We start from the raw sequence: 25,925 nt of genomic DNA, 5'->3' as shown, positions 1-25,925 counted from the left end.
GGATTGTCAGGTCAGTGTTACGAATTGGGAGACTCCGGAAACACATAGTAGCGTTTCGTGGTCGGTTGGATGATGATCAAGCAGATTGGGATGGAAATTCTAGCGGAATGGAATCGCGTCGAGGCGACACGCCTGGGAGCGGCGCTGGCATTTTATAGCATGCTTTCCATTGCGCCCCTGCTAGTGGTGGCGATTGCGGTGGCCGGAGCGATTCTGGGGGAATCTGCGGTGCGCGGAGAGTTGTCGCATCAGATGCAGGAGCTGATCGGCGCCAAGGGGGCGGCGGCAATCGAGGAGTTGATCAGCAGCAGTGCACGGCAGAACACGGAAGGATTGTTTGCCTCGGCGCTGAGTTTTCTGATGTTGTTGTGGGCCGCGGGATCGGTGGTGAGCGAGCTGCGAAGCAGCCTCAATAAGATCTGGGGGCGGGATGGCGAGGATACGTTCAAGGGCTTTGTTTTGGGGCGGACCTATGCTCTGGCGCTGGTGCTGGGCGCTGGATTTCTTCTGCTGTTGTCCTTGCTGGCGAGCGCGGTATTGGCGGCCTTGTCGAAGCATCTGAGTGTGGCGGTGGGCGGGCTGACTCCGGTGCTGGAGCTTTGGAATTTTGTGTCTTCCCTGGTGCTTGGGACGATCCTGTTTGCCTTGATTATCCGAGGCATTCCGGGAGTGGATGTGTCCTGGCGCGATACCATGCCGGGGGCCTTTTTGACGGCGGTGTTATTTACCTTTGGGAAGTATCTGATCGGGTTGTATCTGGGGCGGGCGGGGATTGATTCGACTTATGGAGCCGCGGGCTCGTTGGTGATTTTTTTGCTTTGGGTTTATTATGCGTCACAGATTTTGTATTTGGGGGCGATTGTGACCAAGATCTGGGTGCAGCATCATGCACCCAGACCGGTGCTGGTGGCGGGCTAGCGGGGGAGGCCTGCGATGTCGGTGCGGAACTTGTAAAGTGTTTTCCCAGCGGTGACGTAGAGGGTCTTGCGGTCGGGACCGCCGAAGGTGTTGTTGGTGATGGTGTCCTCGGGGACCGGGATGAACTTGAGGAGCTTGCCGCTGGGGGAGATGACGTAGACGCCGCATTGGGTGTCGAGGGTTTCGCTGGTGCCGCGGGTGCGGTGGAGTCCGGCGGAGGCGTAGAGGTTGCCCGCGGTATCGATGCTCATGCCGTCGGCGCTGCGGCCCTGGTGGAAGTTGTAATGGACCCGCATGTTGGAGAGCTTGCCCTCGGGACTGAGATCGTAGGCGCGGATGAGACGGGCGCCGCCTGCGGCGCCGTTCGCCTCGATGAGATAGAGAATCTTGTCGTCGGGAGAAACCTGGATGCCGTTTGGCTTCTGGATGTCTGGCGCGGCGAGGAGGCGGGAGACTTTGCCGGGCGCATCGATGCGATAGACAGCGACGCCGCCCATGTCGGTGAAGTAGAGCCGTCCCTTGCCATCGATGGTGACATCGTTCGGGCTGACGAAGGGCTTGCCTTCGAAGTTGTCGGCGAGGATCTCGAGCTTGCCGGTTTTGAGATCGGTACGGGTGACGCGGGGTGTGCCTTGGACGTGATTGCCGTGGAGGGACCAGTCGGCTCCTTCGCAGGCGATGAGACGGTCCTGGGGATCGACGAGCAGACCGTTGGCGACGTTGCTGTTTTCGCGGTAAGTGCTGAGCGTGCCGTTGGGGGAGAGTTTCAAGATGCGGCGAGACATCAACTCGCTGAAATAGATGTTGCCCTGGCTGTCGGCTGTTGGACCTTCGGTGAAAGCGACGGTAGTGGCGATCTCGACGTCTTGTGCCGATAGGACAGTTAGCAGCGAAGCTAGGATAATGAATCTCATTGGGTGCAATCATAACAGCGGAAATTGAATACCGGCAGCGATTGGAAGCACGGCGCCAGGCCTTTGCGGAGAGCGATGCGCAGCATCGGCGCTGGGGGGACTTTCGGCTCTTTGTGCTGGCGGCGCTGCTGGTGCTGGTCTATTGGCGCTTGTGGTGGGGCGTTCTGTTCTGTGTGCTATTGCTCTTCGCTCTTGGGGTGAAGATGCAGGCTCTCGAAGATGCCCGGAGCCGCTGGCGGCGGACGATCGAATTCTACGAGACGGGCCTCGAGCGCCTGGCGGGACGGTGGGCGGGCAAAGGACTGACGGGCGAGGCGTTTCTGCCTGCCGAACATCTGTATGCCCGGGATCTCGATCTGTTTGGCATCGGGAGTTTGTTTGAACTGCTGTGCCGGGCGCGGACACGGATGGGCCAAAGCAAGCTCGCGCAGTGGTTGCTGGGGCCGGCGCCTTTCGGCGTTGTCGTCGCGCGGCAGGAGGCGGTGCGGGAGCTCAGTGACCGGCTCGATCTGCGGGAGGATCTAGCCGTAATTGTGGGGGGCAATGCGGCGGAAGTGAATTCAGAAGCCCTGGCCGCCTGGGGCGAGGCTCCGGGCATTCTCGTGGTGGGCCACTTGCGTCCGCTCTTCTGGCTGCTCTCGATTCTGGGCCTGCTGGCGATTGCGGCGTTCGTGGCGCTGCTTGTGGGGGTTCCATTGCCTGGGCTGCGGATCTTTGCGCTGGCGATGGTTGTGATTTGCGGGAGTGTCTTTTTGCGTTACCGGGCGCAGAGTACCGCTGTGCTCGAAGGGGCGGAACATGCGGTGCATGAGCTAGCGTTGTTGTCGGCGGTGTTGCGGCGTTTTGAATCGGAGAACTTTGTGGCTCCGGAGTTGTTGGCCTTGCAGCGGGAGATGCAGGTGGAGGGGGAGCCTCCTTCGGTACGGATTGCGCAGTTGCGGCGCTGGATGGATCTGGCTGATTCCCGCGACCATGTGTTGCTCAAGGCGGCGGGCCCGGTGATCTTGTGGGATCTGCATTTGGCGATTGGTCTTGAGGCGTGGCGCGAGAAGTCTGGACCGGCGCTCCGGCGCTGGATGGACGCCGTGGCGGAGATGGAAGCGCTGGTGTCCTTTGCCGGGTATCGCTATGAGAATGAATCGGATGTGTTTCCGGAATTGGTGGCAGAGGGCGTTTGTTTGGAGGGCGTTGGGATGTCGCATCCGCTGATGCCGCGGACCCAGGCGGTGGCGAATGATTTGCGTCTGGGCGAGCCGTTGCAGGCCCTGGTGGTGAGCGGGTCGAATATGTCCGGCAAGAGTACTCTCATGCGGACTGTGGGCGTGAATGTGGTGCTGGCGCAGGCCGGTGGCGTGGTGCGGGCGACGAGTCTGCGGCTGACGTCGCTGCAGGTGGGCGCTTCGATCCAGACCCATGATTCGCTCGCGGCAAACACCTCGCGCTTCTATGCCGAGATTCTGCGGCTGCGAGATATTTTGCAGCAGGCCGGGGAAGGGCCGGTGCTGTTTTTGATCGATGAAGTGCTGAGCGGGACGAATTCACATGACAGGCGGATTGGCGCGGAGGCGATTCTACGTGGCCTGGTGCAGCGCGGGGCGATCGGGTTGACGAGTACGCACGATCTGGCGCTGACGCGGATTGTCGAGGAGCTGGGCGGGACGGGGGGGAATGTCCACTTTGAAGATCAACTAGTGGACGGAGTGATGCGTTTCGACTACAAAATGCGGGAGGGCGTGGTGACGCATAGCAACGCAATTGCGCTGATGCGGGCGGTAGGGCTGGAAGTCTAGACGTTCTAAGTTATTTATTCAAAATAAAAATCGTCGCTTCGCAGAAACAAGTTGTGAAGATTTTGCAACACTTTCTTGCCTTGTCGAATCAATCCCTATAAAATTGATCGACATGATGTACTTTTCGCCGCGAACCCGGTTTCGCGGGTCCCTGGGTCTATTTTTATTCCTTGCTACTTTGCCTGCGGGCAGTGCGCAGATTGTTTCTTCCAACCTGACCGGACGCGTTGTAGACGCCTCCGGAACCGCTGTTTCCGACGTCAAAATTCTTGCGACCAGTGAGAGTACTGGAATCGCCCGCCAAACGACCAGCGATGCTTCTGGTCTTTACACCATTCCGCAATTGCCGCCGGGGAGCTTTCGCGTGACGGCTTCGGCTGCCGGTTTCAAACAGTTTGTTTCAAGCGGCCTGCAGCTCCAGGTAGACCAGACTGCCCGCCTCGACATTCGCCTTCAGATTGGCGAAGTGAGTGAATCGATCGAAGTGACGGGAAGCGCGAGCCTGGTGGCGAGCGAAACCTCTTCGATCGGGCAGGTGGTGGATCAGAAGAGCGTGGTCGGCCTGCCGCTGAACGGCCGCAACTTCTTGCAACTGGCGACGATGTCGCCCGGTGTCGCCCCTGCCTATAACAGCCGCAGCGCGACGATTACCAACCAGTCGGGCCGCTCCGATCTGGCGGTTCACGTCTCGGGTGGCCGTGGCGACAGCAACAGCTTTCTGATCGATGGTGTTGAGACGCGCAGCACCTGGTTCAATTCGCCGAGTGTTGTGTTGAGTGTCGATGCAGTGCAGGAGTTCAAGATCGATCGCAACCTGTTCTCGGCGGAATACGGGCAGGGCAGTGGTCTGGTGAGCCTGGTGAGCCGCTCGGGCGGCAATGAATTGCATGGGTCGGCGTATGAGTTCTTGCGCAACGATAAGCTCGATGCGGCGAATTACTTCGACAACTACTTTGGCAACGGGAAGGCTCCGTTCCGGCAGAATCAGTTTGGCGCGACGGCCGGTGGCGCGATCCTGCCGAACAAGTTGTTCTTCTTTGGAAGCTGGGAAGGGCTGCGCAGCCGCCGGAGCAATACGCTGACCGCCCTGGTGCCGACGCAGAACCAACTGAATGGCGATCTGAGCGGTCTGGTGTCGACCAAAGGCGCGATCCTCGATCCTTTGAGCGGAGTGCCGTTCCCGAACAACCAGATTCCGGCGAGCCGCATTTCTGCTGTGACGCGCGCCTTCTCGAAGTACACGCCGGTGGCGAACGCGAATGCAGGCGGACGAAACTTTGTCACGACCAAGAGTACGAATCGCGATGACAACCAGTACGGGGGCCGCATCGACTACCAGCTTGGAGAACGCGACACGATCTTTGGCCGCTACACGGACTACGACTCGTCGCTGATCCGTCCTGGGACCGGCGCCCTGTCGGGCAGCGTGTTTCCCTATGCGGGCCGCAATCTCGTTGTCCAGCACACGCATATCTTTTCGCCGACCGTGTTGAACGTGTTCAAGTTCGGCTATACCAAGGCGGACGTTTATAACCGTTGGGAGGGTAGCTCAAACAGCATCGCCAATCAGATCGGCATCAACCTGAAGCAGGTACCGGAAGAGTATGGCTTGCCGAATGTTTCGCTCGCCAGCGGCTTCTATGCCGGCGGTGGCGCGACGATCAATCAGGGTGGCCATGACAACCTGTTCCAGTTCAGTGATACGGTGAACCTCACCCGTGGGCGTCACAACCTGAAGTTTGGCGGCGACTTGCGCCTGATCCACTTTGATTTGCGTCTGGGCCTCAGTAACAACGGCGCCTTCACCTTTGATGGCCGCTATACGGGCAATCCGGTTTCAGACTTTTTGCTCGGCAATCCTTCGGCCATGAATGCGCAGTTGGGACTGGGAGTGGGACGCTTCCGCTCGAACTCGATCAATCTGTTTATCGCCGATGATTACAAGATCACTTCGCGTCTGACGCTGAACTTGGGCCTGCGCTACGAATACGATCAGCCCTTTGTCGAAAAAGATGGCCGTGAAGGCTACTTCGATACCTCGAAGGGCCAGTTTGTGGTGGGGATCTCGAAGGCGCAGTCGCCGATTGCACGTGATATTCCGGGTGTGGTCTACAACCCGAATCTCCGTCCGGGCATCTGGACTCCCGATCGCAACAACTTTGCTCCCCGCCTTGGCTTTGGCTACCGATTGACGGACCGGACGGCGATTCGCGGCGGTTACGGCTTCTTCTACTCGAAGACTCAGGGCAACGAACTGCAGTTCAAGATCAATGCGCCGCCGCTGATCTTTGCCGCTGCGATGACGGGCAATGTGGGCACGCCGAATCTGAGCTGGGATCGCGATGCGTTTCCTGATCCTGCGTCCGCGAATTTCCCGGTGGGTGCGCTTGCTCCCTTCGCCATCGATCCCAGTGATCGCACGCCTTACATCCAGCAATGGAATCTCAGCATCAATCAGCAACTGGCGAAGGACTGGCTGTTTGAAGCCGCTTATGTCGGCAGCAAGGGCACCAAGCTCGCTGAACGCGTGAACATCAATCAGGCCCGGCTGCCTGCCGATCCTGCGAACATCACGCCGATCAACGATCGCCGTCCTTATGCCGGCTTTGGCGACATTCTGTCGGCAAATTTCCAGGAGAACTCGAGCTACAACGCACTGCAGAGCCGCATCGAACGCCGCTTTGCCAGTGGCTTCAGCTTCCTCGGGTCCTACACCTGGTCACACTCGATTGATACCGCTTCGCGCGGGTCTGGCGGATCGTGGCACCAGAGTGCCTATAACGTGCGTGGCGATCGTGGCAACTCCGATTTCGATATGCGCCATCGCCTGGCGCTGAGTGGCATCTATAACTTGCCCTTTGGCAAGGGACGTCAGTTCCTGTCCAATGCCAGCGGCTTGACGGAGCGCGTTGTCAGTGGCTGGTCCGTGGCTTCGATCGCCAGCTTCAACACGGGAAATTACTTCTCGGTGACGGTGGCCGGGGACCGCGCGAATGTTGGTGGTTATGCTTTCCAGCGGGCGAATACTTCCTGCGCGGGCAATCTCGATCGCTCGAGCCGGACCATCGATCGCTACTTCAACACGAGTTGCTTTTCGACCACACCGCTCGGCACCTTTGGGAACTCCGGGCGCAACATTGTCGAGATTCCGGGGACGAACAACCTCGACATCTCGTTGCTGAAGGATACGAAGCTCTCTGAGCGGATCAACTTGCAGTTCCGTGCCGAGGCCTTCAATGCGCTGAACCACGCACAGTTCGGCCAACCCGATCTGAATGCGAACAGCGCCTTGATCGGTCAGATTCGCACCGCGCGCGATGCCCGCATTGGGCAGTTGGCGTTGAAATTACTCTGGTAGGGCAGCATGCAGAGACGTAACTTTCTCACGACACTGGCCGGGGCGGCAGTACAGGGGGCGGCGGCAACGCCGTCCCGCCCCAATTTCGTATTCATCCTGATGGACGATCTGGGTTGGGCCGACCTGAGCTGCTATGGCAGCCGTTATTATGAGACGCCACATCTGGACCGGCTGGCCAAGGAGGGCGTTCGCTTTACCAATGCCTATGCGGCGGCGCCGGTTTGTTCGCCCACCCGGGCGAGCATCATGGCGGGCAAGTATCCGGCTCGCCTGGGGGTGACGAATTATTTGCCGGGCGGGCATCCGACGCCTTACTCCAAGCTGATCGGCGCGCCGACCACGCAGCAACTGGCGCTTGAGGAGACGACGATTCCCGAGGCGTTGGCGCCGCTTGGCTACACGTCTGGCCATGTCGGGAAGTGGCATCTGGGCGGGCCTGAGTTCTTCCCGGAGAAGCAGGGCTTCTCGGTGAATATCGGCGGCACCAACAGCGGCATGCCGGCCAGCTTTTTCTATCCGGGCTGGGGCAAGAATCCGCCGATCGTGGGCGAGCCGGGCGAGTATCTCACCGAGCGTCTGACCAAGGAGGCGATTCGCTTTATCGAGGCGAATCAGAAGAATCCCTTCTTCCTCTATCTGCCGCACTATGCGGTCCATGTGCCGATTGAGGCCAAGCAAGAACTGATCGAGAAGTATCGGAAGAAGAAGCCGGGCGCCCTGCAGAACGATCCGATCTACGCGGCCATGATCCAGCATATGGATGAGAGCGTTGGGCAGATTTCGGCGGCGCTGGAGCGGTTGGGTTTGACGAAGAACACGCACCTGATCTTCACTTCGGACAACGGCGGCCTGTCGGCGCCCGAGTGGAAGCTGAAACCGGTGACCTCTAACTCTCCGATGCGTGAAGGGAAGGGGCATCTGTATGAAGGGGGCATTCGCGTGCCGCTGATCGTACGCGGGCCCGGTGTCCAGCGCGGCAAAACGATCGACACGCCGGTGTCGAGCATCGATCATCTGGCGACGCTGGTGGATCTGGCGGGAGGCACGGCTGGAAAGACAGACGGCGTTAGCCTTGCGGCGCTTCTACGCAAAGGGCATTCTCCGGCGCCTCGTGATCACTTCTGGCACTATCCGCATTACAGTAACCAGTTGGGGCGGCCTGCTTCGGCCATCCGGCGCGGTCATCTGAAGCTGATCGAGTTTCATGAGGACAGCCACGCGGAGTTGTATGATCTGCGTTCGGACCCGAGCGAGACGAAGGATCTGAGCCGTGCGCAGCCAGAGACGGTGCGCGAATTGACTGCAAGCTTGCACCAGTGGCGGGATTCGGTGGGAGCGAAAATGCCGACGCCGAATCCCAACTACGACCCAGCCCGCGAGGGCGAGGGCTATTGGTGGAAGACGCGGAGCCGGCCCTAGATCCAGACCTTGGTGACCGCGGTCTCGTTGTCTTTGAGTGCGGAGGGAATCTCACGGGCCGCGAAGCTGTCGAGCTTGGCGAGATGGAAGAGTGGAAGGGGAGCAAAGTCCGGAGTGTCGGGCCAGGGTTGGTAGATCATCACCGCCAGGCCCACCACTTCGGCGCCGTAGCTTTCGACCAGCTTTTTGAGGGCGATCAGCTTGCGGCCGGTGCGTAAGATGTCGTCGACGAGCAGGATCTTGTCGCCGGGTTTGGGCTCGACAAATTGACGGAAGCGCTGGGGTTGGCGTTCGACGTCTTCTTCGGCCCAATAGATCTGGCGCGCCCCGAGCGCTTCGACAATGCCATAGGCGACGGGCAAGCCGCCGGTGGCGGGGGCGACGATCGAGAGGTTGGGAATCATGGCCCGCAGCTCCGTGTTCGACCGGATCTTGCGGCTGAGCGCCACGCTGAGGACTTTTGCGTGGTGATAGTCCATCATCGCCAGCGCAACCTGCAGGTATTCGTTGGTGTAGCTCCCGTCGGGGTAGACGAAATGCCCCTGGCGCAGGGCTCCTGTCTTGCGCAGCAGGTCAACGACTTCTTCTTGAGTGGGTAGCAGTTGCATCTTCTAATTGGCTCCTCGGCCGAGTAGAACCAGGGGGATGGTTCGGATCAAGATACGGCTGTCCAGGGACAGCGACCAGTTATCGATATATTGCATGTCCAGGCGCATGACGGTGTCGACGTCGAGATGGTCGCGCCCTTCGACGGCCCAGATGCAGGTGAGTCCAGGACGCATGCGGAGACGCCGCCGTTGCCAGCGCTCATAGTTTTCCACCTCATCGGGCGTGGCGGGGCGGGGGCCGACGAGGGACATGTCGCCCTTGAGCACGTTCCAGAGCTGGGGCAACTCGTCGATCGAGAACTTACGCAGCCAGCGTCCGACACCGGTGAGGCGCGGATCGTTGGGGATTTTGAAGTTCAGCTTTTTGACGTTCAGGTGGGCGTACTGTTCCTTCAGCGCTTCGGCATTGACGACCATCGAGCGGAACTTATAGAGACGGAAACGGCGGCCATTGAGGCCACAGCGGGTTTGCCGGAAGAGAATGGGGCCCTTGGAACTGAGGCGAATCGCAATCGCCGAGAGGACGAGGATGGGAGAGACGGCCAGCAGCGCTAGGGCGGCGACGAGGAAGTCGACGATGCGCTTGGCGAAAAGCTTGATTTCGTCGTGCGGGGTGGCGCTGAAAGTGAGTAGATGGGTGGGGCCCAGGCGGTCGAGGAAGACGTCGGAATTGACGTGGGGGAAAAAGTCGACGCTGAGGCGGGTGCGGACGCCTTCTTCGTCGCACTCGAGAAAGAGCTCTTCGAGTCCACTCAGGCGCTCCGGGGGGACGGCAAAGAGAACTTCGTCGACGATGTGGTCGCGGATTTTGCCGCGCACCTCGTCGGGATGATTGACGATACCCAGCAGGTTGGTGCCGCTGGAGGCGTTGGTGCGAAGTTGGCGGGCGAGTTCTTCGGCGGCAGGCCCTTCTCCAAAAACCAGCACATAGTGTTGCCCGCCAAATTCACGCCGGATGAGGCCGACGAGAGAGCCGGCGTTCCAGCGGAACAGGAGCAGGAAGAGGAACTGCGTGGCGATGAAGAGCAGCAGGAAGCCGCGGCTGAGGTCGAGGCGCAGCGTGTATTCAAAGAGAATGAGCGTGATCGCATTGAAGGCGGCCTGCTTCAGCGTTTCGCGGAAGATGACATAGGGATTGGCGCCGTCGAGACGGTCGTAAACCTGCACCCAAAGGCAGAAAATTACGCTCGACAGGGCGGCGATGCCGAAGAGCAGCATCTTCAGCGGCGTATTGAGATAGAAGTCGCGCGTGAGTGGGAGGAGGCTTCGGAGGAGATAGGCCGCTTCGAACGCCAAGGCGGTAAGAAGGACATCCGAGAGCGCAAACAGAACACGGCTTTTTCGATGATGTCGGCTATACACGCATTTGCACCGTGCAGATTCAGGGTATCACTGGCTATATGCGGACGGAGAGCCCGTCGGCCAGAGTATTGCGATAAGCACGCCAGGCGGGGATGAGTCCGGCGATGAGAGCTGCGCCGAGCACGATGGCGAGGTAGATCGCGTGCTGCATCTCGAAGCCCTGCCAGCGGAGGTAGAGGCCGAAGCGGTTCTCGACGATGCCTTGCAGCAGGGCGATGCTCCCGATCATCATGCCGACGCCGAGCGCGCAACCGGCTCCGGCGAGGAGGAGGCTTTCGAGCAAAAAGAGGCTGAGGATTTTGATTGGGCCTGCGCCGAGGGCGCGGAGGATCGCCATTTCGCGGCGGCGCTCGTTGAGCGTTGTGTAGATGGCGACGAGCATGCCCATCAGGCCAACCAGCACGACGAAGCCTCCGACAATTTCAAGCGCGATTTCGGCGAAGCGGACGGTGGACCAGAGTTCGTTCAGCGTGACGCCAGGGATGATGGCGGTGAGCGGTTCGGGCTTGTAGGTGTTGATCTCGCGCTGGAGGAAGAGGGTGTCGCGGCGGCTTTTGGCGGCCACCAAGAAGGAGGTAAGGGCAGTGGACTCCGGCGTGTCTTCGTGGATGTGTTCGATGCCGCCGAGCGAGACGTAGATGGCGCGATCGATTGGCGTGGCAGTGCGGGCGAGAATGCCGACGACGGTGAAGGGCTGCTCTTCGTGGTCCATGATGCCTGAGGCACCGAGCCCGTGGGTGAGCGTGATGCGGGTGCCGAGGGCGTAGTGCAACTGCGCGGCGACGTCGCTGCCGAGCGCGGCTTCGTGTTCGCCGGTGGCGGGGTGGCCTTCGGCCATGACGACTTGGCCTGTGCGGCGGAAGCGGTAGTGGGTGTAGAAGTTCTGATCGGTGCCAACGACGCGGAAGCTCTTGTGGCTGTCGCCGAGCGAGTAGGGGATGGTCCAGAGGACGCCCGGGTGGTGGGCCCATTCCTCATAGGTCTTCTGGCTGATGCCGTTGCTGACCGAGCCGATGCGGAAGACGGTCGAGAGGAGCAGTTGCAGCGAGCCGCCACGGGCGCCGACGATCAGATCGGTGCCGGAGATGGTGGAGGAGAAGCTTTCGCGGGCGCTGGTGCGCAGCGCCTCCACGCCGAGCAGTAGGGCGACGCTGAGCGCGATGGAGAAGACGGTGAGCAGGGTGGTGACCCGGCGGTTGCGCAGGGATTGCCAGGCGAGGGAGAGCAGCAGCATCAGGCGCCTCTCCGTTGGGCGGCGAGGTTCAGCTCGGGGAGACTCTGGCGGCGGTCAAAGAGGTTGGCGATTGATTGGTCGTGGCTGACGAAGAGCAGCGCCGAGCCGGCGAGGCTGCATTGCGAGCGGAGCAGTTGGAGGAAGCTTTCGCGGTGCGCGGTGTCGAGGGCGGAGGTGGGTTCGTCGGCAATGACGAGGGCGGGGGTGCCGATGAGGGCGCGGGCGGCGGCAACGCGTTGTTGCTGGCCGACGGAGAGTTCGAGGACGCCGCGGTCGAGGAGGCCTTCGATGTCGAGCGCGGCTGCGAGACGGCGGCAGGCGGCCTCGGGAGCCTCTTTGTCGCGCCGGGCCTTGTGCAGGCGACAGGGCAGCAGGATGTTGTCGCGCACGCTGAGATAGGGAATCAGGTTGAACATCTGGAAGATGTAGCCAATGTTTGCGCCACGCCAGGCATCGCGCTGGGCGCCGCTGCACTGGCTGAGGGTGTTGCCGAGCACCTGAACGTCACCTGTGCCTTTGAGTACTCCGGCGATGATGCCGAGCAGGGTGGTTTTGCCACAGCCGCTCGGGCCGTGCAGGAAACAGGATTCGCCGTTGTTCAGCTCAAAACGGGGGATGTCGAGCACATTGGGACGGTCCTTGCCATAGGCAAAGCGGAGGCCGTTGATGTCAATTGCTTTTGTAGGGGAGGACATTGGCGACTTGCATCTGGAAGGACACCGCGCCGTAGGGGCTGTTGGTTTTGGCGATATTGAACTTGCCCTCGAACCACTGCGGCACGTACATATCAATTTTGGCCTTCTTGCGGTTGTTCATCCGGCAGTAGACGATTTGATTCGGCGGCGGAGGCGGCGTGTGGATGCAGCCTCCGGCAATCGGGACGATCAGGTATTCGTTTGCTTCTTCGAGGTCGTCATTTTCGAGCGGCACCATGTAGCCAGCGATGCGGATGGTGGCGTTGTCGATTTTCTTCAGGTCGGCGGTGGCCTCCCCGGTGCTGATGTCGAGGCCGCGGAGCTGACGCCACTGGACGACGTTGGCGGGTTGCGGGTCGGCGAGGAGAAACAGCGCGACGACGGCCAGGAAAATCGACTGCATACCTATTATTAGAGCAGCCGGGCCGCGGGCTTGGCAAAGTAGTTGATGATCATGGTGGCGCCGGCGCGCTTGATGGCGGTGAGGCTTTCGAACATGACGCGTTCGTAGTCGACCCAGCCGTTTTGGACGGCGGCCATGATCATGCTGTACTCACCGGAGACCTGGTAGGCGGCGATGGGGACGTCGAAACGGTTGCGGGCTGCGGCAATGATGTCGAGGTAGGCGAGGGCGGGTTTGACGATGATCATGTCGGCGCCTTCCTCGAGGTCGAGCTCGATTTCGCGCATCGCTTCGCGGGCATTGGGCGGGTCCATCTGGTAGCTGCGGCGGTCGCCGAACTGGGGAGTGCTTTCGGCAGCTTCGCGGAAGGGACCGTAGAAACCACTGGCGTATTTGGCGGCGTAGGACATGATCGGGACCAGGGGATGGCCAGCTTGGTCGAGGGCGCTTCGGATGGCCGCAACGCGGCCGTCCATCATGTCGCTGGGGGCGACGATGTCGGCTCCGGCGGCGGCGTGCGAGACGGCGGAGCGGGCCAGCCAGTCGAGGGTGACGTCGTTGTCGACATCGTTATCGACAATGTGACCGCAGTGGCCGTGCGAGGTGTATTCGCAGTTGCAGACGTCGGTGATGACGAGGAGGTCGGGGACGGCAGCTTTGATTGCGCGGACGCCTTGCTGGACGATGCCGTCGGGGTCATAGGCGCCGGAGGCGAACTCGTCCTTGGTTTCGGGGATGCCGAAGAGGATGACGCCGCCCAAGCCGAGCGATTTTGCCTCTTCGCATTGCTTGACGGCCTGATCGACGGAAAGCTGCGCGATGCCGGGCATGCTCGAGATGGGCTTGACCTGGCCTTCGCCCGGGATGAGGAAGAGCGGCTCGATGAAGTTTTCGGGCTGGAGCTGGGTTTCACGGGTGAGGCGGCGGAGCGATTCGGTGCGGCGCAGGCGGCGGGGGCGGTGAATGGGGAAGGGCATCGGCTTATTTCCATTTTACGAGGCCGGGCGACCTCCACGAATGGCTAGAAACTGCAACCGCTCCAGACCTGCGAGAATCTAGACAAGCAGGGATCCATTTCAGTGAAGTCTTCGATTGCCGTAGATCGTGTTGCCAAGACTTATCGCGGGGCTAGCGAGTTGACCATCTTTGCCGATATGAGCTTTGTGGTCAACCCTGGGGAACGTGTTGCGCTCATCGGCGAATCCGGTGCGGGCAAATCTACGTTATTGCATCTGTTGGGGGGGCTCGATCATCCAACAACGGGCGCGATTCACTTTGGCGAGACGGACATCACCAAACTCACGGCGCGGGAACTGGCAAGCTTCCGGAATCGGGAAATGGGTTTTGTGTGGCAGGTACAATCCCTGCTGCCCGAGTTTACGGCGATCGAGAATGTCATGATGCCGCTACTGGTGCGCGGTGAGACTCCGGAGCAGGCGCGTCCGGCCGCTGCGACGATGCTAGAGGAGGTTGGGCTGGCGGCCCGGCTGGAGCACCGGGCAGGCGAGTTGTCTGGGGGAGAGCAGCAACGGGTGGTTCTAGCCCGGGCGCTGGTGGGCAAGCCGAAGTATCTTCTTGCCGATGAGCCGACCGGCAATCTGGATGAGCGGACGGCGGGCCAGATTCTCGATTTACTGGAACGCCTACAGGAAGTCCATCAGTTGACGAGCGTGATCGTGACGCACAGTCCGGCATTGGCTGCGCGCTGCGATCGCACCTTGCGATTGGCCAAAGGTGGCCTGGTTGAAGTAGCAGTTACAATGGAGGCAAATAGCCATGTTTGAGCGTTATACAGAGAAGGCACGGCGCGTCATTTTCTTCGCTCGCTACGAAGCGAGCCAATTTGGCAGTCCGTATATTGAAACCGAGCATTTGTTGCTGGGCCTTTTGCGGGAAGACAAGGCTTTGGCCAACCGCTTCCTGCGCTCACAAGCCGCCATTGAATCTATCCGGAAGCAGATCGAAGCTCACACGACGATCCGCGAGAAGGTGTCGACTTCGGTGGATTTACCGTTGAGCCACGAGTGCAAGCGTGTGCTGGCTTACGGTGCAGAAGAGGCGGAGCGTCTCAATCACAAGCACATCGGCACAGAACATCTGTTGTTGGGGATCTTGCGGGAAGAGAAGTGCTACGCCGCCGAACTGCTGCATGAGCGGGGCTTGCGGCTATCGCAGGTGCGGGAAGAGATTGCCCGCAGTTCGAGCGAGAAGGTCACCCAGAATCGCAGTAAAGAATCGAGCCTGCTGAACGAGTTTTCGCGCGATCTGACGCAGGCCGCACTCGATGGCAGCCTCGATCCGCTGATCGGGCGCGACCATGAGCTGGACCGCGTGATCCAGATTCTGTGCCGCCGCACGAAGAATAATCCGGTGCTGATTGGCGAACCGGGCGTGGGTAAGACCGCGATTGTCGAAGGTCTGGCCCAGCGCATTGCCGACGGCGAGGTGCCGAGCTTCTTGGCGGATAAGCGCATTCTGTCGCTTGACCTTTCGCTGATTGTGGCCGGTACGAAGTATCGCGGCCAGTTTGAAGAGCGCCTGAAGACGATCATGAAGGAGTTGATGGAGAATCAGAACGCCATCATCTTCATCGATGAGTTGCACACGCTGGTGGGCGCGGGCTCGGCGGAGGGTTCGCTCGATGCGGCGAATATCCTGAAGCCGGCGCTGTCGCGTGGCGAGATCCAGTGCATTGGCGCAACGACGCCGGGTGAGTATCGGAAGTCGATTGAGAAGGACCGTTCGCTGGAGCGGCGCTTCCAGGCCGTGAAGGTTCCGCCTCCGGGCGAGAGCGATGCGATCCAGATCCTGATGGGCGTCAAGGAACGCTACGAGAAGTTCCACGCGGTTGCCTATACGGACGATTCGATCGAGACGGCTGTCTATGCGTCGAACCGCTTTATTCCAGACCGCTTTCTGCCAGACAAGGCCATCGATTTGATCGATGAGGCGGGGGCGCGCGTGAAGCTGCGCCAGACGACGCTGCCGCCGGACATTGCCGATATCCAGAAGCGCATCAAGTTCATCGTGCACCGCATGGAGAATGCGATTGCGAACCATGAGTTTGAGAAGGCGCGTTTCTATAGCGACGAAGAGCGCAAGGAACGCGAGAATCTGCGGCTGTTGCGCGAGAAGTACAATCTCGACGACACCTCGACCGGCGTGGTGACCAAGGACGATATCGAAGATGTCGTGGCCCGCTGGACCGGCGTACCGATGACCTCGATCAAGGAAGAAGAAGTCTCGAAGCTGATTCGCATTGAGGAAGAACTCCACAAGCGCGTGATCAGCCAGGAGAAGGCGATCAGCGCACTGGCGCGGGCGATTCGCCGCTCGCGTGCGGGCTTGAAATCGCCGAAGCGCCCGGCGGGCAGCTTCCTGTTCCTGGGGCCGACGGGTGTCGGTAAGACGGAAGTCGCCAGAGCCTTGGCCGAGTTCCTGTTTGGCAGTGAGAAGTCGCTGATCCGCTTCGATATGTCGGAGTTCATGGAGAAGCATTCGGTGTCGAAGCTGATCGGCTCGCCTCCCGGCTATGTTGGCTATGAGGAAGGTGGTCAGTTGACGGAGCGCGTGAAGCGCAATCCGTATTCGATCATCCTGCTCGACGAAATTGAGAAAGCGCATCCGGATGTGTTCAACATCCTGTTGCAGGTGTTTGAAGACGGCCAGTTGACCGATGGATTGGGCAACACGATCGACTTCAAGAACACGATCATCATCATGACGTCGAACCTGGGTGCGCGCTTCCTCGACAAGAAGAAGGGCATCGGTTTCGATGCACCGCTCGAGAAAGGCATGGCTCCGAAGGTGGAAGACCAGGTGATGGGCGAAGTGAAACGCGCCTTCAATCCGGAATTCCTGAACCGCCTGGACGAGGTGATTCTGTTCACGTCGCTGGTGGATGAGGACCTGCTGCAGATCGTGCATTTGCTGGTGGAACAGATCAATCTGAATCTGGTGGCCAAGCAGATCAAGATTCGCCTGACGGCCGATGCGGCCAAGTACATCCTGGAGAAGACGCTGGTGGATCGCAGCTACGGCGCGCGTCCGTTGCGCCGGGCCCTGCAGAAGTACATCGAGGATCCGCTTTCCGAAGCGCTGATCCAAGGGACGCTGCCGCGGCCGAGCGATCTCGAAGTCTATCTCAGCGACACAGGGCTCTTTGTCCGGCCGGTTCACGAGCCGGAAGAGGCTCTGGTTGGGGTGGGCGGCGGAGTGGCCGTCGAACACGAAGGTACGCCGCTCTACACTTTCTAGAGTGAGTGACATCCAATAAGAGAGCCTCCCTTCGGGGAGGCTCTCTTGTGTTTGGCCCTCTGACTCGATCAGCGGGCCGGATATCAGTTGTCATTCGGTCGAATTTAGGGCTTCGACTTGATGAAGAAGGGATGCTCGGTAGTTGGGTTCACCTCACGATGACCAGGCCCTGCCGGATGATCAGGGGATACTATCGTCACCGTGAGGTAATAGGCATTCTCGTTTGGTTCGAAGGCGAGTAAATACGATATTGCCGGAATGCCAGCCTTCGATGCCAGAAGAGACAATGATTCTGCGAGCGACAAATCATTTATAGACACTGAAGTGGGAGTTGGCATCTCGGAATTGAACGGATTCATCAACAACTTCACTTCGCGTCCTGCCACTTTAGACATCGCGTCAGTGATCGCCCGAAACGTTTCATGCATAGGGCGCTCCGCATATGCAATTGTGATATGCCGACTCATAATCGGATCAATTGCCTTCATAACTCCGCTGCGGTCGGACACCCCGCTCGGCACCACTTCAAGCCCATGCTTCCGCTGAATCAGTTTGTACCGCCCGGGCAAGCCTGCATTATGATACGCATTGAGAACCGTTTGGACAAAGATTGCTGGGTCGCCTGTCTTACCTAACCCCGGTAGTGTTACGACTACCGGGATTGGACTAGAAGCGGTCTCATAAACGTCTGAGTAAGAGTTGTAAGCAACCGAGGCGAACGAAGCCGAGGAAGTTTTCGACGTGATATTCCCAACGATTGACCAAGCGTCGAAAGTGATGAAGCCACGCAAATAGTCGTTCGACGCGCCAGCGCCTACGGTAACGGCGCAGCGGACGACCATCCTGAGTCTTGCCCCGGTTGCGCCGATTCGGCGCGATCATTTCGATGCCGTACTCTTCGGCAAGTTTTTCGTCGAGCTTGTCCGAGTCGTAGGCTTTGTCTCCGATGAGCCGCTTGGGCAGGTCGTTGAGGAAGCTTCCGGCCAAAACGTCTTCCACAAGCTGGCACTCGGCTGGCGAAGCGCTGTCGACAGCAACGGCGAGAGGAAGACTGTTACCAGCGGCGATAGCGATGATCTTCGTGCCCTTGCCGCGGCGGGTGGGACCAACGGCGAGGCCCCCTTTTTTGCGCTCGCGAATGTGGCATCGACGAACGCTTCTTCCAGATTCAACTGACCTCGCTCATGTAAGTAGTGGGCCAACACTCTCAGCGTCTCTTCCAGCTTTCCGCTTCGCACCCACTGTTGAAAACGTCGGTGACAGGTCTGGTACGGCGGATATCTTTCCGGCAGTTCACGCCACTGCGCCCCACTCCCTAAAACCCACATCACCCCGTTCAACACGCATCGAGTATCGTGCCACGGCCTGCCACGGTTATCCGCCCGACGCTGCGGGCGCAGCACCGGCTCCACAACTTCCCATTGGTCGTCTTTTAAATCCCATCGTCCGCGCATACACTTCCGCGCAATTCACCAGAGCTCTTCCAGATTCTCATATTCCGCCCGCTTGTGGTTTATGAGACCGCTTCTAGTGCGTGCGATCAGTATCTCACGTAAGCCTGGATGCGAAGTGGGCGTTGTTCTAATGACGTCTGCCGAATTTTCATACGGCGGCTCCTCATAGCTGATTGGAGTACCTGTTGTTTTCTGGATTTCCAGGAGAGCAATCATTAGAGTGCGAGGACCATTGATCGAGACGGTCGCGTCCTGCGCGTACGCCGAGAGTAGTGCCAGTGACATTGTGGCATAGCAACGTAATAAGGTTTTCATAGACAGTGTCTCCTATTTATTTTGAGTAACCCCATTGCGAGTCACCGCAAGGGAAGTTGTCCCGACTTGAACGACGATTGCATTTGCCTTGTAGACTACAGATCCGTTTGACGCACCGTTCACAACGATCTTCATTTCTTGGTGGATAGTTGTTTGGCATGGAAGCAAAGTAGGTATGTTGGTTCTAAACCAATTGATGCTTGCATCAGTCCAACCAATCGAATCCCAGCCCCAAGTATTCTTTTGGTACATGCCGACGTACCCAACATTCCAGACGCCGCCTGCTACCGAAGTGAAAGGTGGTCCCGGATATGAGGAGCCTGCTTTTGTGTGGCAGGTGTCGGTACCCCCACCTGCCACCAGTACTTTCATAGACCTGGCGGCCTTGAAACAGGGTGCTGTTCGGATCGCTCGGTCCCGAAGGATCTCGGGTCAACTCCTGACGAAAATGAGCTTGTGAAGTGTAGTTCGGTACGGTGCTGAAGCCGTCTCCTATCGAAGTTTCACCAATTGGAACAACGTATGCTCGCCAGAAAAGTAGAGAACCGGAATTGCCTGGTCTCGTCCAGGCTCCGGTGCCCCGATCGTTGCTCTTGTTTCCTATTGTGCCGGAATAGGTCATCAATTGCTTTCAGTTAGACCAAACAAAAGAGCCTCCCTTACGGGCGGCTCTTTTGCGTTTTAGGACTAGGCTTTGGGTGCGAAGTAGCCGGGACGGGTGCGGATGATCAGATCCTTGCGGTTTTTGACGCGGATCTGGACGGGGTGCCATTGTCCGTCGGTTTTGATCGGCTCGGGACGGTACAGGAGGTTGTACTGGCTGCGGAGTTCGTTGGCGATGTTCTCGAAGCTCTGGGTGAGGTCGCTGGCCCGGAAGGGGAAGAAGGTCTGGCCGCCGGTGCGCTCGCTGATGTGCTTCAGCACCTTGTCGCCTTCGCTCTGGATGCGGGTGATGTTGGTGGAGATCGTGTAGACGACGACGTCGGCCTTGAGCGCCATCTCAATGGCCTGCTCGCGGGTGCGGATGCTTTGCGTGTCTTCGCCGTCGCTGAGGACGACCATGGCGCGGCGGAACTTGAACAGCGGCTGGTCTTGCATCAGCTTGTCCTTGCAGGCGTAGAAGATGGCATCGAACAAAGCGGTGCCGCCGCCAGGACGCATGTCGCGAATGGTGTTGGAGAGCTTTTCGACGTCGCCGGTGAGGTCGGCCTTGAGCTCCACCTGATTGTCGAAGCTGACGACGATGGCGCGGTCTTCCTTGGGACGCACGACGCTGTTGACGAACTCGACGGCAGCTTCCTGCTGGAAGCGGAAGCGGTCGCGGATGCTGTTGCTGGTGTCGATCAGGATGCCGAGGCGGAGCGGCAGATTGCTTTCTGCGTAGAACTCGAGGATGTTCTGCATCTTCTTTTCCTCTTGCACCTCGAAGTCTTCCTTGTTCAGGTTGATGACGAAGCGGCCCTTGCGGTCTGAGACCGTGAGGAGGAAGTTGACGCGGAATACGTCAAGGATGATGCGGTCGGGATCGGGGTTCTGCGCGAACCCGGCAAGAGGAGCGGCAGCCGCACCCAGGAACAATCGTCGGTTCATTACTAGTCGCTATTGTAAGCTGCGCAACCAGTCCTTGAGTTCGTCGGGTAGAGGCGCTTCGATTTCGATGTGTTCGCCGGTGCTGGGTTGGGTGAAGCCAATGCGCCAGGCGTGGAGGAAAAAGCGGCCGCTTTCGTGGGGTCTGGCGCCGTAGAGGGTGTCGCCAGCAACCTTGTGGCCGAGGCTGCCGAGGTGGACGCGGATCTGGTGGGTGCGGCCGGTATCGATTTTTACCTCGACGAGGGTGTGGCGCTCGTAGCGCTTCATGACCTTCCAGTGGGTGATGGCCTCGCGGCCTTCGTCGCTGTCGGGTTTGCGGATGGCTGTCATGCGGACGGGCTTCCAGGGATCGCGGCCAATGGGGCGGTTGACGGTGCCTTCGTCGCGCTCGATCAGGTTCTCGACGAGGGCGACATAGGTCTTGTCGATCTGGCGTGCGGCAAACTGGTCTTGCAGTTTGCGATGGGATTCGTCGTGCTTGGCGACGAGGATGACGCCGCTGGTGAACTTGTCGAGGCGGTGGACGATGCCGGGGCGCAGGTCGCCGCCGAGCTGGGAGAGGCGGGCAAAGCGGTGCAGCAGCGCGTTGACGAGGGTGCCTTCGGTGGAGCCGGCGCCGGCGTGGACGGTCATGCCCGCTTCTTTGTTGATGGCGACGAGGTCGTTGTCTTCGTAGAGGATGTCGAGGGGGAGATCCTCGGGCTTGGCCTTGAGGGCGCGCAACTCCATTGGCTCGACGTCGATGATTTCGCCGCCCTTGAGGATGTGCGAGGCCTTGCTCGCTTCGCCATTGATTTTGACGCGGCCCTTCTTGATCCACTCTTGCAAGCGGCTGCGGCTGTACTTCGGGAAGAGGGTCTGCAGGTAGATGTCGAGGCGCTGCGGTTCGCCTTCAAAGGTGATCACTAAAACTCGTAGGGCCACTGGGGCTTGGCGGTGACGCCGCCATCGACCGTGAGGGTCTGGCCGGTGACGAATTCGCTTTGGTCGCCTGCGAAGAACAAGACGGCGCGGGCGATGTCGAGAGGCATGCCAATGCGGCCGAGCGGGGTGATGGGTGCCCAGGTGCCGGCGTAGTCGCCTGTCTCGTGCTTGGTGCGCTCGACCTCGGTGGCGCCCGGGGCGACGCAGTTGACGCGGATCTGGTATTTGCCCAGCTCGACGGCGGCAACCTTGGTGAACATTTCGATGCCGCCTTTGGAGGCGGTGTAGTCGACCAGACGGGGGAACGCGAGCTTGTTGCAGCCCGACCCGATGGTCACAATGCTGCCGCCGTGGCCTTTATCGACCATGCGGCGAGCGCCTTCCTGCGTGCAAATGAAGGTGCCGCGCAGGTTTGTGTTCAGGACGCGATCCCAATCCTCAATCTGCAGATCGAGCAGCGGGCTCCAGGTTTGTACGGCGGCGTTGGCGACGACGACGTGGAGGTCTTTGAAGTGCTTGTCAAAGGCGGTGAAGAGACCGCGGGCGCTTTCGGTGTCGCCGACATTGGCCTGGATGGCGACGGCTTTGCGGCCCAGTTCTTCGATCTGAAACACCGTGTCCTGGGCGCCAGCGAGATCCGTATTGTAGTTGACCGCCACATCGAAGCCTGCCCGTGCCAGTTCAATCGCAATGCACTTGCCGATTCCCTTACTCGCTCCTGTGACAATCGCTGCCTTTGCCGTTGTTTCAGCACTCATGGCTCCATTGTAGACGGCGAGGGCGCTATCCTAAGGGAATTCCAACACTTCAGGGGGCTCAACCTTTTTATGAGTTTTCGAGCATTACAGTCGCTTTTTGTGCTGCTTGCATTAAGCGCAGTGATCTTTGCTCAGACTTCTACCACGCAACTCGGAGGCACTGTAACGGACTCTTCCGGCGCAACCGTTCCAGGTGCAGTTGTCAATGCAGTCAATGAAGCGACCGGAGTCAAGTATACACAATCGACTACGGCCGCGGGGCTTTATACTTTTCCTTCCATCCCCGCCGGAAGCTACACATTACATGTCGAAGCTTTGGGCTTTAAAAAATACTCGGTCAGTCAAGTTGTACTTCAGATTAATACTCCCGCATCGGTCAACGCGACACTCGAATTGGGCGGAGCCAATGAGTCCATCGACGTGGTTGCCGGAGCGGAGACCATTCAGACCAATAATGCGGTGATCGGCAACGTTGTCGAGCGCAAAGCGATTGAATCGCTGCCGTTGAATGGCCGCAATCCTCTCAATTTACTCATGTACGAGCCGGGAGTTGTACAGCGTTCGGGGAATCAAGTCAATGTCAATGGTTCGCGCGGCACGGCTGTCAATGTCACGATCGACGGCATTGATGCGAACGAATCCACTTACCCGAATCCAACGAATAATATCTTTCGCATTAACCCGGATAATGTCCAGGAGTTTAAGGTCACAACCTCGAATCCTTCGGCGGAAGAGGGCCGCAACTCGGGGGCCAACATCTCTGTGGCGACGCGCAGCGGCACCAATCAGTTCCATGGCACCGCGTTTGAGTTCTTTCGCAATACAGCGCTGAACGCGAACGAGTTCTTTGCCCGCGCGCAGGGACAGGAGAAGCCGATCATCAAAATGAACCAATACGGCTTCGAACTCGGCGGACCGATCCGGAAGAACAAAACTTTCTTCTTCGGCTCCTGGCAGGGGCAACAGGTGAACTTTGCCGACCCGATCGATAAGGTTTTGGGTTCGACGGTCAACTTGTATTCACCGACTGCTTTGGCCGGGAACTATCGCTATTTTGTGGTGGATCCGCGGTCTCCCTTTCAGTTGAACGGGACGACGATTACACAGAACACCCCGCTCTTGGTGGATCCGAGGAGCGGCGCTCTCGCTCCCGGCGTGCGCAACTGCGCGGCAAACACGGACATTAACTGCGTGGCGAGCTTCAACATTTTCCAGAACGGAGGAATGGATTCGGCGGTTAAGCGTGTGCTGGGCGGCTATCCGGCTCCGAATTCCTATGCTGCCGGCGATGGCCTGAATTTGGGGATTTATAGCTGGAACACACCGTTCAAGATTCGCGGCCCGCAGTATCTGGCGCGCATCGATCATACGATCAATGACCGTCACAATCTCTTTGGCCGTTGGCTGGGCGCCGAGCAGAATACGCTGAATGGCGATCCGCTCAATGGACGCCCGCAAGTGTTGCCGGGCTATCCGGCGCGCGGCGAAGTGTTTCGTCCGGCGCATAACATCGCGATCGGCCTTCGCAGCACGCTCAGCCCACGGCTGGTGAACGAGTTTACTGTCGGCTTTTCGCGCTTCAACTTCCTGTTTACGCAGGGCGAAGCGAATCCGCTGTTCCCGAACACACCCCGTTTTACTTTCAATAACTCGTCGGTGGACTATACGTCGAATCCGCGCAGTGCCCGTATCGTGAATACGATTCAGTATGTCAATAATCTGACTTACATCAACGGTGCGCATGTGTATAAGTTTGGCGGCAATGTCCGCTTCTATCAGCACAACGATCAGCGCGGCGATGTCGGCGGGACTTCGCTGGTGCCGGTGATTTCTCTTTCGCGTACGATTCGTCCACCGACAGGGATCACACTGCCTGCTTTATCGGGTGCTTCTGCCGCCGGGATCGCTTCGGTAGACTTCAACCGGCTGCAGGGTTCGGTGAATGATCTTCTCGGTATTCCGGCGCAGTTGTCGAATGTCTTTATCGGAGACTTGCGCAGCGATACCTTCCTGCCTTTCCAGACTGGTCCGAAATCGGTGAGTCTGTGGGCGCAGGGCCAGCGGACCAAGCAGTACAACTTCTTCGCGCAAGACGAATGGCGCGCGACGCGTAATCTGAGCATCAGCTATGGCGTGCGTTGGGAGATCAATGCTCCGCCGACCGAAGCGGGCAACCGGGTGTATGTTCCGAACAAGAACATTGACGGGAGCCAAGGGCTGGTCAGCTTTGTGCATGCGGACCGCTGGTATCAGAACTTCAACTGGGGCGCCTTCGCTCCCCGGCTTGGGATCTCCTGGGCTCCGGGCGGCTCCAACAAGATGGTGGTGCGTGCGGGATACTCGCAGGCCTTCGACCCAATTAACACGTTCCAGGCCACCTCGATCGCGACAGCGGTTCCTGGGCAGACCTTCTCTTGTGTGGCGACTGTGGGCGGCGCGAGCACTCCCGGTTGCGGCTCGGTACCCGATCTGCGTCTGGGGGATGGCTTCCCTAACGCGCTGAGTGTTCCAACGGCAAAGCCGAGCAGCCAGCTCACTCCGAGCATCAGCACCTACAACGTGGCCCCGGCGGCTCGTGTCTTTGATCAGAATCTGAAGTTACCCACCGTCCACATGTGGAATCTGACCATCCAGCGGGAGATCGGCAAGGGCTATGTCGGAAGCATCGGTTATGTCGGACGTCGCGGGACGCGCCTGTATCGCAGCTATGATGCGAACCAGGTGAATGCGGAGCCGATTCTGCCGAGTTTTCTTGCGATGCAGAAGAATCTGTCGATCAGTGGTTGCCGCGCCGATGGCACGATGGCAAGCGGGTCTCCCTGCATCGGGGCAAGCGCCGTTCCTCTGATCCAACAGGGCATCATCACGAGCGCTTTTGCCAACTCAGCTACGAGCGCTTCGGAGTTGTCGATCACGCAGAATGCTGCCGGTTCGATGGCAAACCGCATCGAACAGACGACCAACGCGGCGCGTCTGCGGCCGAACCAGCAGTTCTGGCAGGCGCTGTATCTTGATAACGGCGCCGATTCGATCTATCACTCCTTCCAAGCGACCTTCCGCAAGCGCTTTGATGCCGCTGGCGTATTGCTGGGCGGCTCCTACACGCTGTCGAAATCGATCGATAACCTTTCGATTGATCCGGTGGCAGTATCGGCGGGTGGCGGCTTGACCTCAACCAATGCGCGTACGCCAGCCGATAGCCGCAACTACGATAACGAACGGGGCCGCTCGGACTTCGATCAGCGCCACGTCATCAACATGAGTGGCATCTATGAGCTGCCGTTGGGCAAAGGCAAGATGTTGCTTGGGAATGCGGGCCGCGTGACGCAACTGGTGGCCGGGGGATGGAGCCTGAACGCGATCTTTACCTACCAGTCCGGTGAGCCGTTCACGGTTCGTTCCGGTGTGCTGACGGCGAATGCCACGTCGCAGAGCCGCGCGGCTCTGGCGCCGGGGGTGACCTCTTACCCGCAAGCCAAGTTGCAGAATAAGTCTGGTGTTCTTGGTCCGGTGATGTTCGCCAATGCTTCGCAGTTTGTGGTTCCGGGGCCGGGAGAACTGGGAATCGGACGCAATGTTTTCCAGGGGCCGCAGTATTGGAATCTTGACCTTGGTTTGTCGAAAGGCTTCATCGTCAATGAGCGCGTGAAGCTGACCTTCCGGGCAGAGGCTTTCAATGCTCTGAACCATCCGAACTTCCGCAATCCGCGGGATGCTTCGACGGGAACTCCGGCGATCAATTCGACGCTCTTCGGTCAGACCTGCTGCGTAACGATGTCGACGGCAAGTTCGTCGACGACAAATCAGAACGGCGAAAGCTGGCGCGTGATCCAGTTGGCGCTGAAGCTGAACTTCTAGTTCCGTCTGCAGCCCAAGCAAGACAGCCACTCCGTGAGGGGTGGCTGTTTTTGTTTTGCCGTTGATCG

At 59.3% G+C, this 25,925-nt stretch carries 19 protein-coding genes; 7 read left to right on the top strand and 12 right to left on the bottom strand.

Annotated elements, in window-relative coordinates:
* Window positions 1–57: 57 nt before the first annotated feature.
* Window positions 58–918, top strand: coding sequence for a YihY/virulence factor BrkB family protein (locus M017_RS0103350; RefSeq protein WP_155121212.1), 861 nt, complete (start codon window positions 58–60; stop codon window positions 916–918).
* Here M017_RS0103350 and M017_RS0103345 read toward each other — a convergent pair.
* Window positions 915–1,832 (bottom strand): SMP-30/gluconolactonase/LRE family protein, encoded by a 918-nt coding sequence (locus tag M017_RS0103345; protein WP_051669473.1) that lies wholly within the window; start codon window positions 1,830–1,832, stop codon window positions 915–917. The genes M017_RS0103350 and M017_RS0103345 overlap by 4 nt on opposite strands.
* Here M017_RS0103345 and M017_RS0103340 point away from each other — a divergent pair.
* From M017_RS0103340 to M017_RS0103330, 3 genes are all read left to right on the top strand, one after another.
* Window positions 1,832–3,622: a MutS-related protein gene (locus tag M017_RS0103340; RefSeq protein WP_238325797.1), complete on the top strand. Its 1,791-nt coding sequence runs from the start codon at window positions 1,832–1,834 to the stop codon at window positions 3,620–3,622. The genes M017_RS0103345 and M017_RS0103340 overlap by 1 nt on opposite strands.
* Before the next feature lie 112 nt (window positions 3,623–3,734).
* Complete coding sequence (locus M017_RS0103335; protein WP_155121211.1) at window positions 3,735–6,980, top strand: TonB-dependent receptor; 3,246 nt, start codon at window positions 3,735–3,737, stop codon at window positions 6,978–6,980.
* A gap of 6 nt (window positions 6,981–6,986) precedes the next feature.
* Window positions 6,987–8,399 carry a sulfatase gene (locus tag M017_RS0103330; protein WP_051669471.1) on the top strand — a complete coding sequence of 471 codons (1,413 nt, stop codon included), beginning with the start codon at window positions 6,987–6,989 and terminating at the stop codon, window positions 8,397–8,399.
* Here M017_RS0103330 and M017_RS0103325 read toward each other — a convergent pair.
* From M017_RS0103325 to hemB, 6 genes are read right to left on the bottom strand one after another with little or no spacing between them, the layout of a single operon-like run.
* Window positions 8,396–9,007, bottom strand: coding sequence for a phosphoribosyltransferase family protein (locus tag M017_RS0103325; RefSeq protein ID WP_051669470.1), 612 nt, complete (start codon window positions 9,005–9,007; stop codon window positions 8,396–8,398). The two genes, M017_RS0103330 and M017_RS0103325, sit on opposite strands and share 4 nt — an antisense overlap.
* A 3-nt stretch (window positions 9,008–9,010) precedes the next feature.
* Window positions 9,011–10,369: a sugar transferase gene (locus M017_RS0103320; protein ID WP_031495769.1), complete on the bottom strand. Its 1,359-nt coding sequence runs from the start codon at window positions 10,367–10,369 to the stop codon at window positions 9,011–9,013.
* 34 nt (window positions 10,370–10,403) lie between these two features.
* Window positions 10,404–11,603 carry an ABC transporter permease gene (locus M017_RS0103315; protein ID WP_031495768.1) on the bottom strand — a complete coding sequence of 400 codons (1,200 nt, stop codon included), beginning with the start codon at window positions 11,601–11,603 and terminating at the stop codon, window positions 10,404–10,406.
* Entirely contained in the window at window positions 11,603–12,298 is a 696-nt protein-coding gene (locus M017_RS0103310; RefSeq protein ID WP_031495767.1) for an ATP-binding cassette domain-containing protein, read from the bottom strand. Before M017_RS0103310 ends, M017_RS0103315 begins: the two co-directional genes overlap by 1 nt.
* Window positions 12,273–12,701, bottom strand: a complete 429-nt coding sequence (locus M017_RS0103305; RefSeq protein WP_051669469.1) for a DUF3299 domain-containing protein — start codon at window positions 12,699–12,701, stop codon at window positions 12,273–12,275. Before M017_RS0103305 ends, M017_RS0103310 begins: the two co-directional genes overlap by 26 nt.
* A gap of 8 nt (window positions 12,702–12,709) precedes the next feature.
* Entirely contained in the window at window positions 12,710–13,678 is a 969-nt protein-coding gene (hemB, locus tag M017_RS0103300; RefSeq protein WP_031495764.1) for a porphobilinogen synthase, read from the bottom strand.
* A gap of 102 nt (window positions 13,679–13,780) precedes the next feature.
* Here hemB and M017_RS0103295 point away from each other — a divergent pair, with 102 nt between their 5' ends.
* Both M017_RS0103295 and M017_RS0103290 read left to right on the top strand, forming a co-directional pair.
* Complete coding sequence (locus M017_RS0103295; RefSeq protein WP_051669468.1) at window positions 13,781–14,485, top strand: ABC transporter ATP-binding protein; 705 nt, start codon at window positions 13,781–13,783, stop codon at window positions 14,483–14,485.
* Window positions 14,478–16,958 carry an ATP-dependent Clp protease ATP-binding subunit gene (locus M017_RS0103290; protein WP_031495761.1) on the top strand — a complete coding sequence of 827 codons (2,481 nt, stop codon included), beginning with the start codon at window positions 14,478–14,480 and terminating at the stop codon, window positions 16,956–16,958. The genes M017_RS0103295 and M017_RS0103290 overlap by 8 nt, the downstream gene beginning before the upstream one ends.
* Window positions 16,959–17,062: 104 nt before the next feature.
* On the opposite strand, the gene M017_RS0103285 is transcribed toward M017_RS0103290, so the two are convergent.
* From M017_RS0103285 to M017_RS0103255, 5 genes are all read right to left on the bottom strand, one after another.
* Entirely contained in the window at window positions 17,063–17,446 is a 384-nt protein-coding gene (locus M017_RS0103285) for a hypothetical protein (protein ID WP_155121210.1), read from the bottom strand.
* Between the two features lie 190 nt (window positions 17,447–17,636).
* Window positions 17,637–18,412, bottom strand: a protein-coding gene (locus tag M017_RS28490; protein WP_202901601.1) for an IS5 family transposase whose coding sequence is annotated in 2 segments (ribosomal slippage) — window positions 17,637–18,073 and window positions 18,073–18,412 — 777 coding nt in all. Because the reading frame shifts where the segments join, the coding sequence is not laid out codon by codon here.
* Between the two features lie 1,002 nt (window positions 18,413–19,414).
* A complete protein-coding gene (locus M017_RS0103265; protein ID WP_080507472.1) occupies window positions 19,415–20,317 on the bottom strand; it encodes a VWA domain-containing protein in 903 nt (300 codons plus the stop codon).
* A 9-nt stretch (window positions 20,318–20,326) separates the two neighbouring features.
* The gene (locus tag M017_RS0103260) at window positions 20,327–21,241 is read right to left on the bottom strand and encodes an RluA family pseudouridine synthase (protein WP_051669466.1); all 915 of its coding nucleotides are present in this window, start codon (window positions 21,239–21,241) and stop codon (window positions 20,327–20,329) included.
* Window positions 21,223–21,999, bottom strand: coding sequence for an SDR family NAD(P)-dependent oxidoreductase (locus M017_RS0103255; protein ID WP_031495753.1), 777 nt, complete (start codon window positions 21,997–21,999; stop codon window positions 21,223–21,225). The genes M017_RS0103260 and M017_RS0103255 overlap by 19 nt, the downstream gene beginning before the upstream one ends.
* A gap of 99 nt (window positions 22,000–22,098) precedes the next feature.
* On the opposite strand from M017_RS0103255, the gene M017_RS0103250 reads away from it, so the two are divergent.
* Window positions 22,099–25,857: a TonB-dependent receptor gene (locus M017_RS0103250; protein ID WP_238325795.1), complete on the top strand. Its 3,759-nt coding sequence runs from the start codon at window positions 22,099–22,101 to the stop codon at window positions 25,855–25,857.
* The last annotated feature ends 68 nt before the right edge of the window (window positions 25,858–25,925 follow it).

Origin of the sequence: Bryobacter aggregatus MPL3, assembly GCF_000702445.1 — a bacterium.
GTDB lineage: Bacteria > Acidobacteriota > Terriglobia > Bryobacterales > Bryobacteraceae > Bryobacter > Bryobacter aggregatus.
Note: the sequence above shows the minus strand (reverse complement) of the source record. Positions and strands in the feature narration are given on the sequence as shown.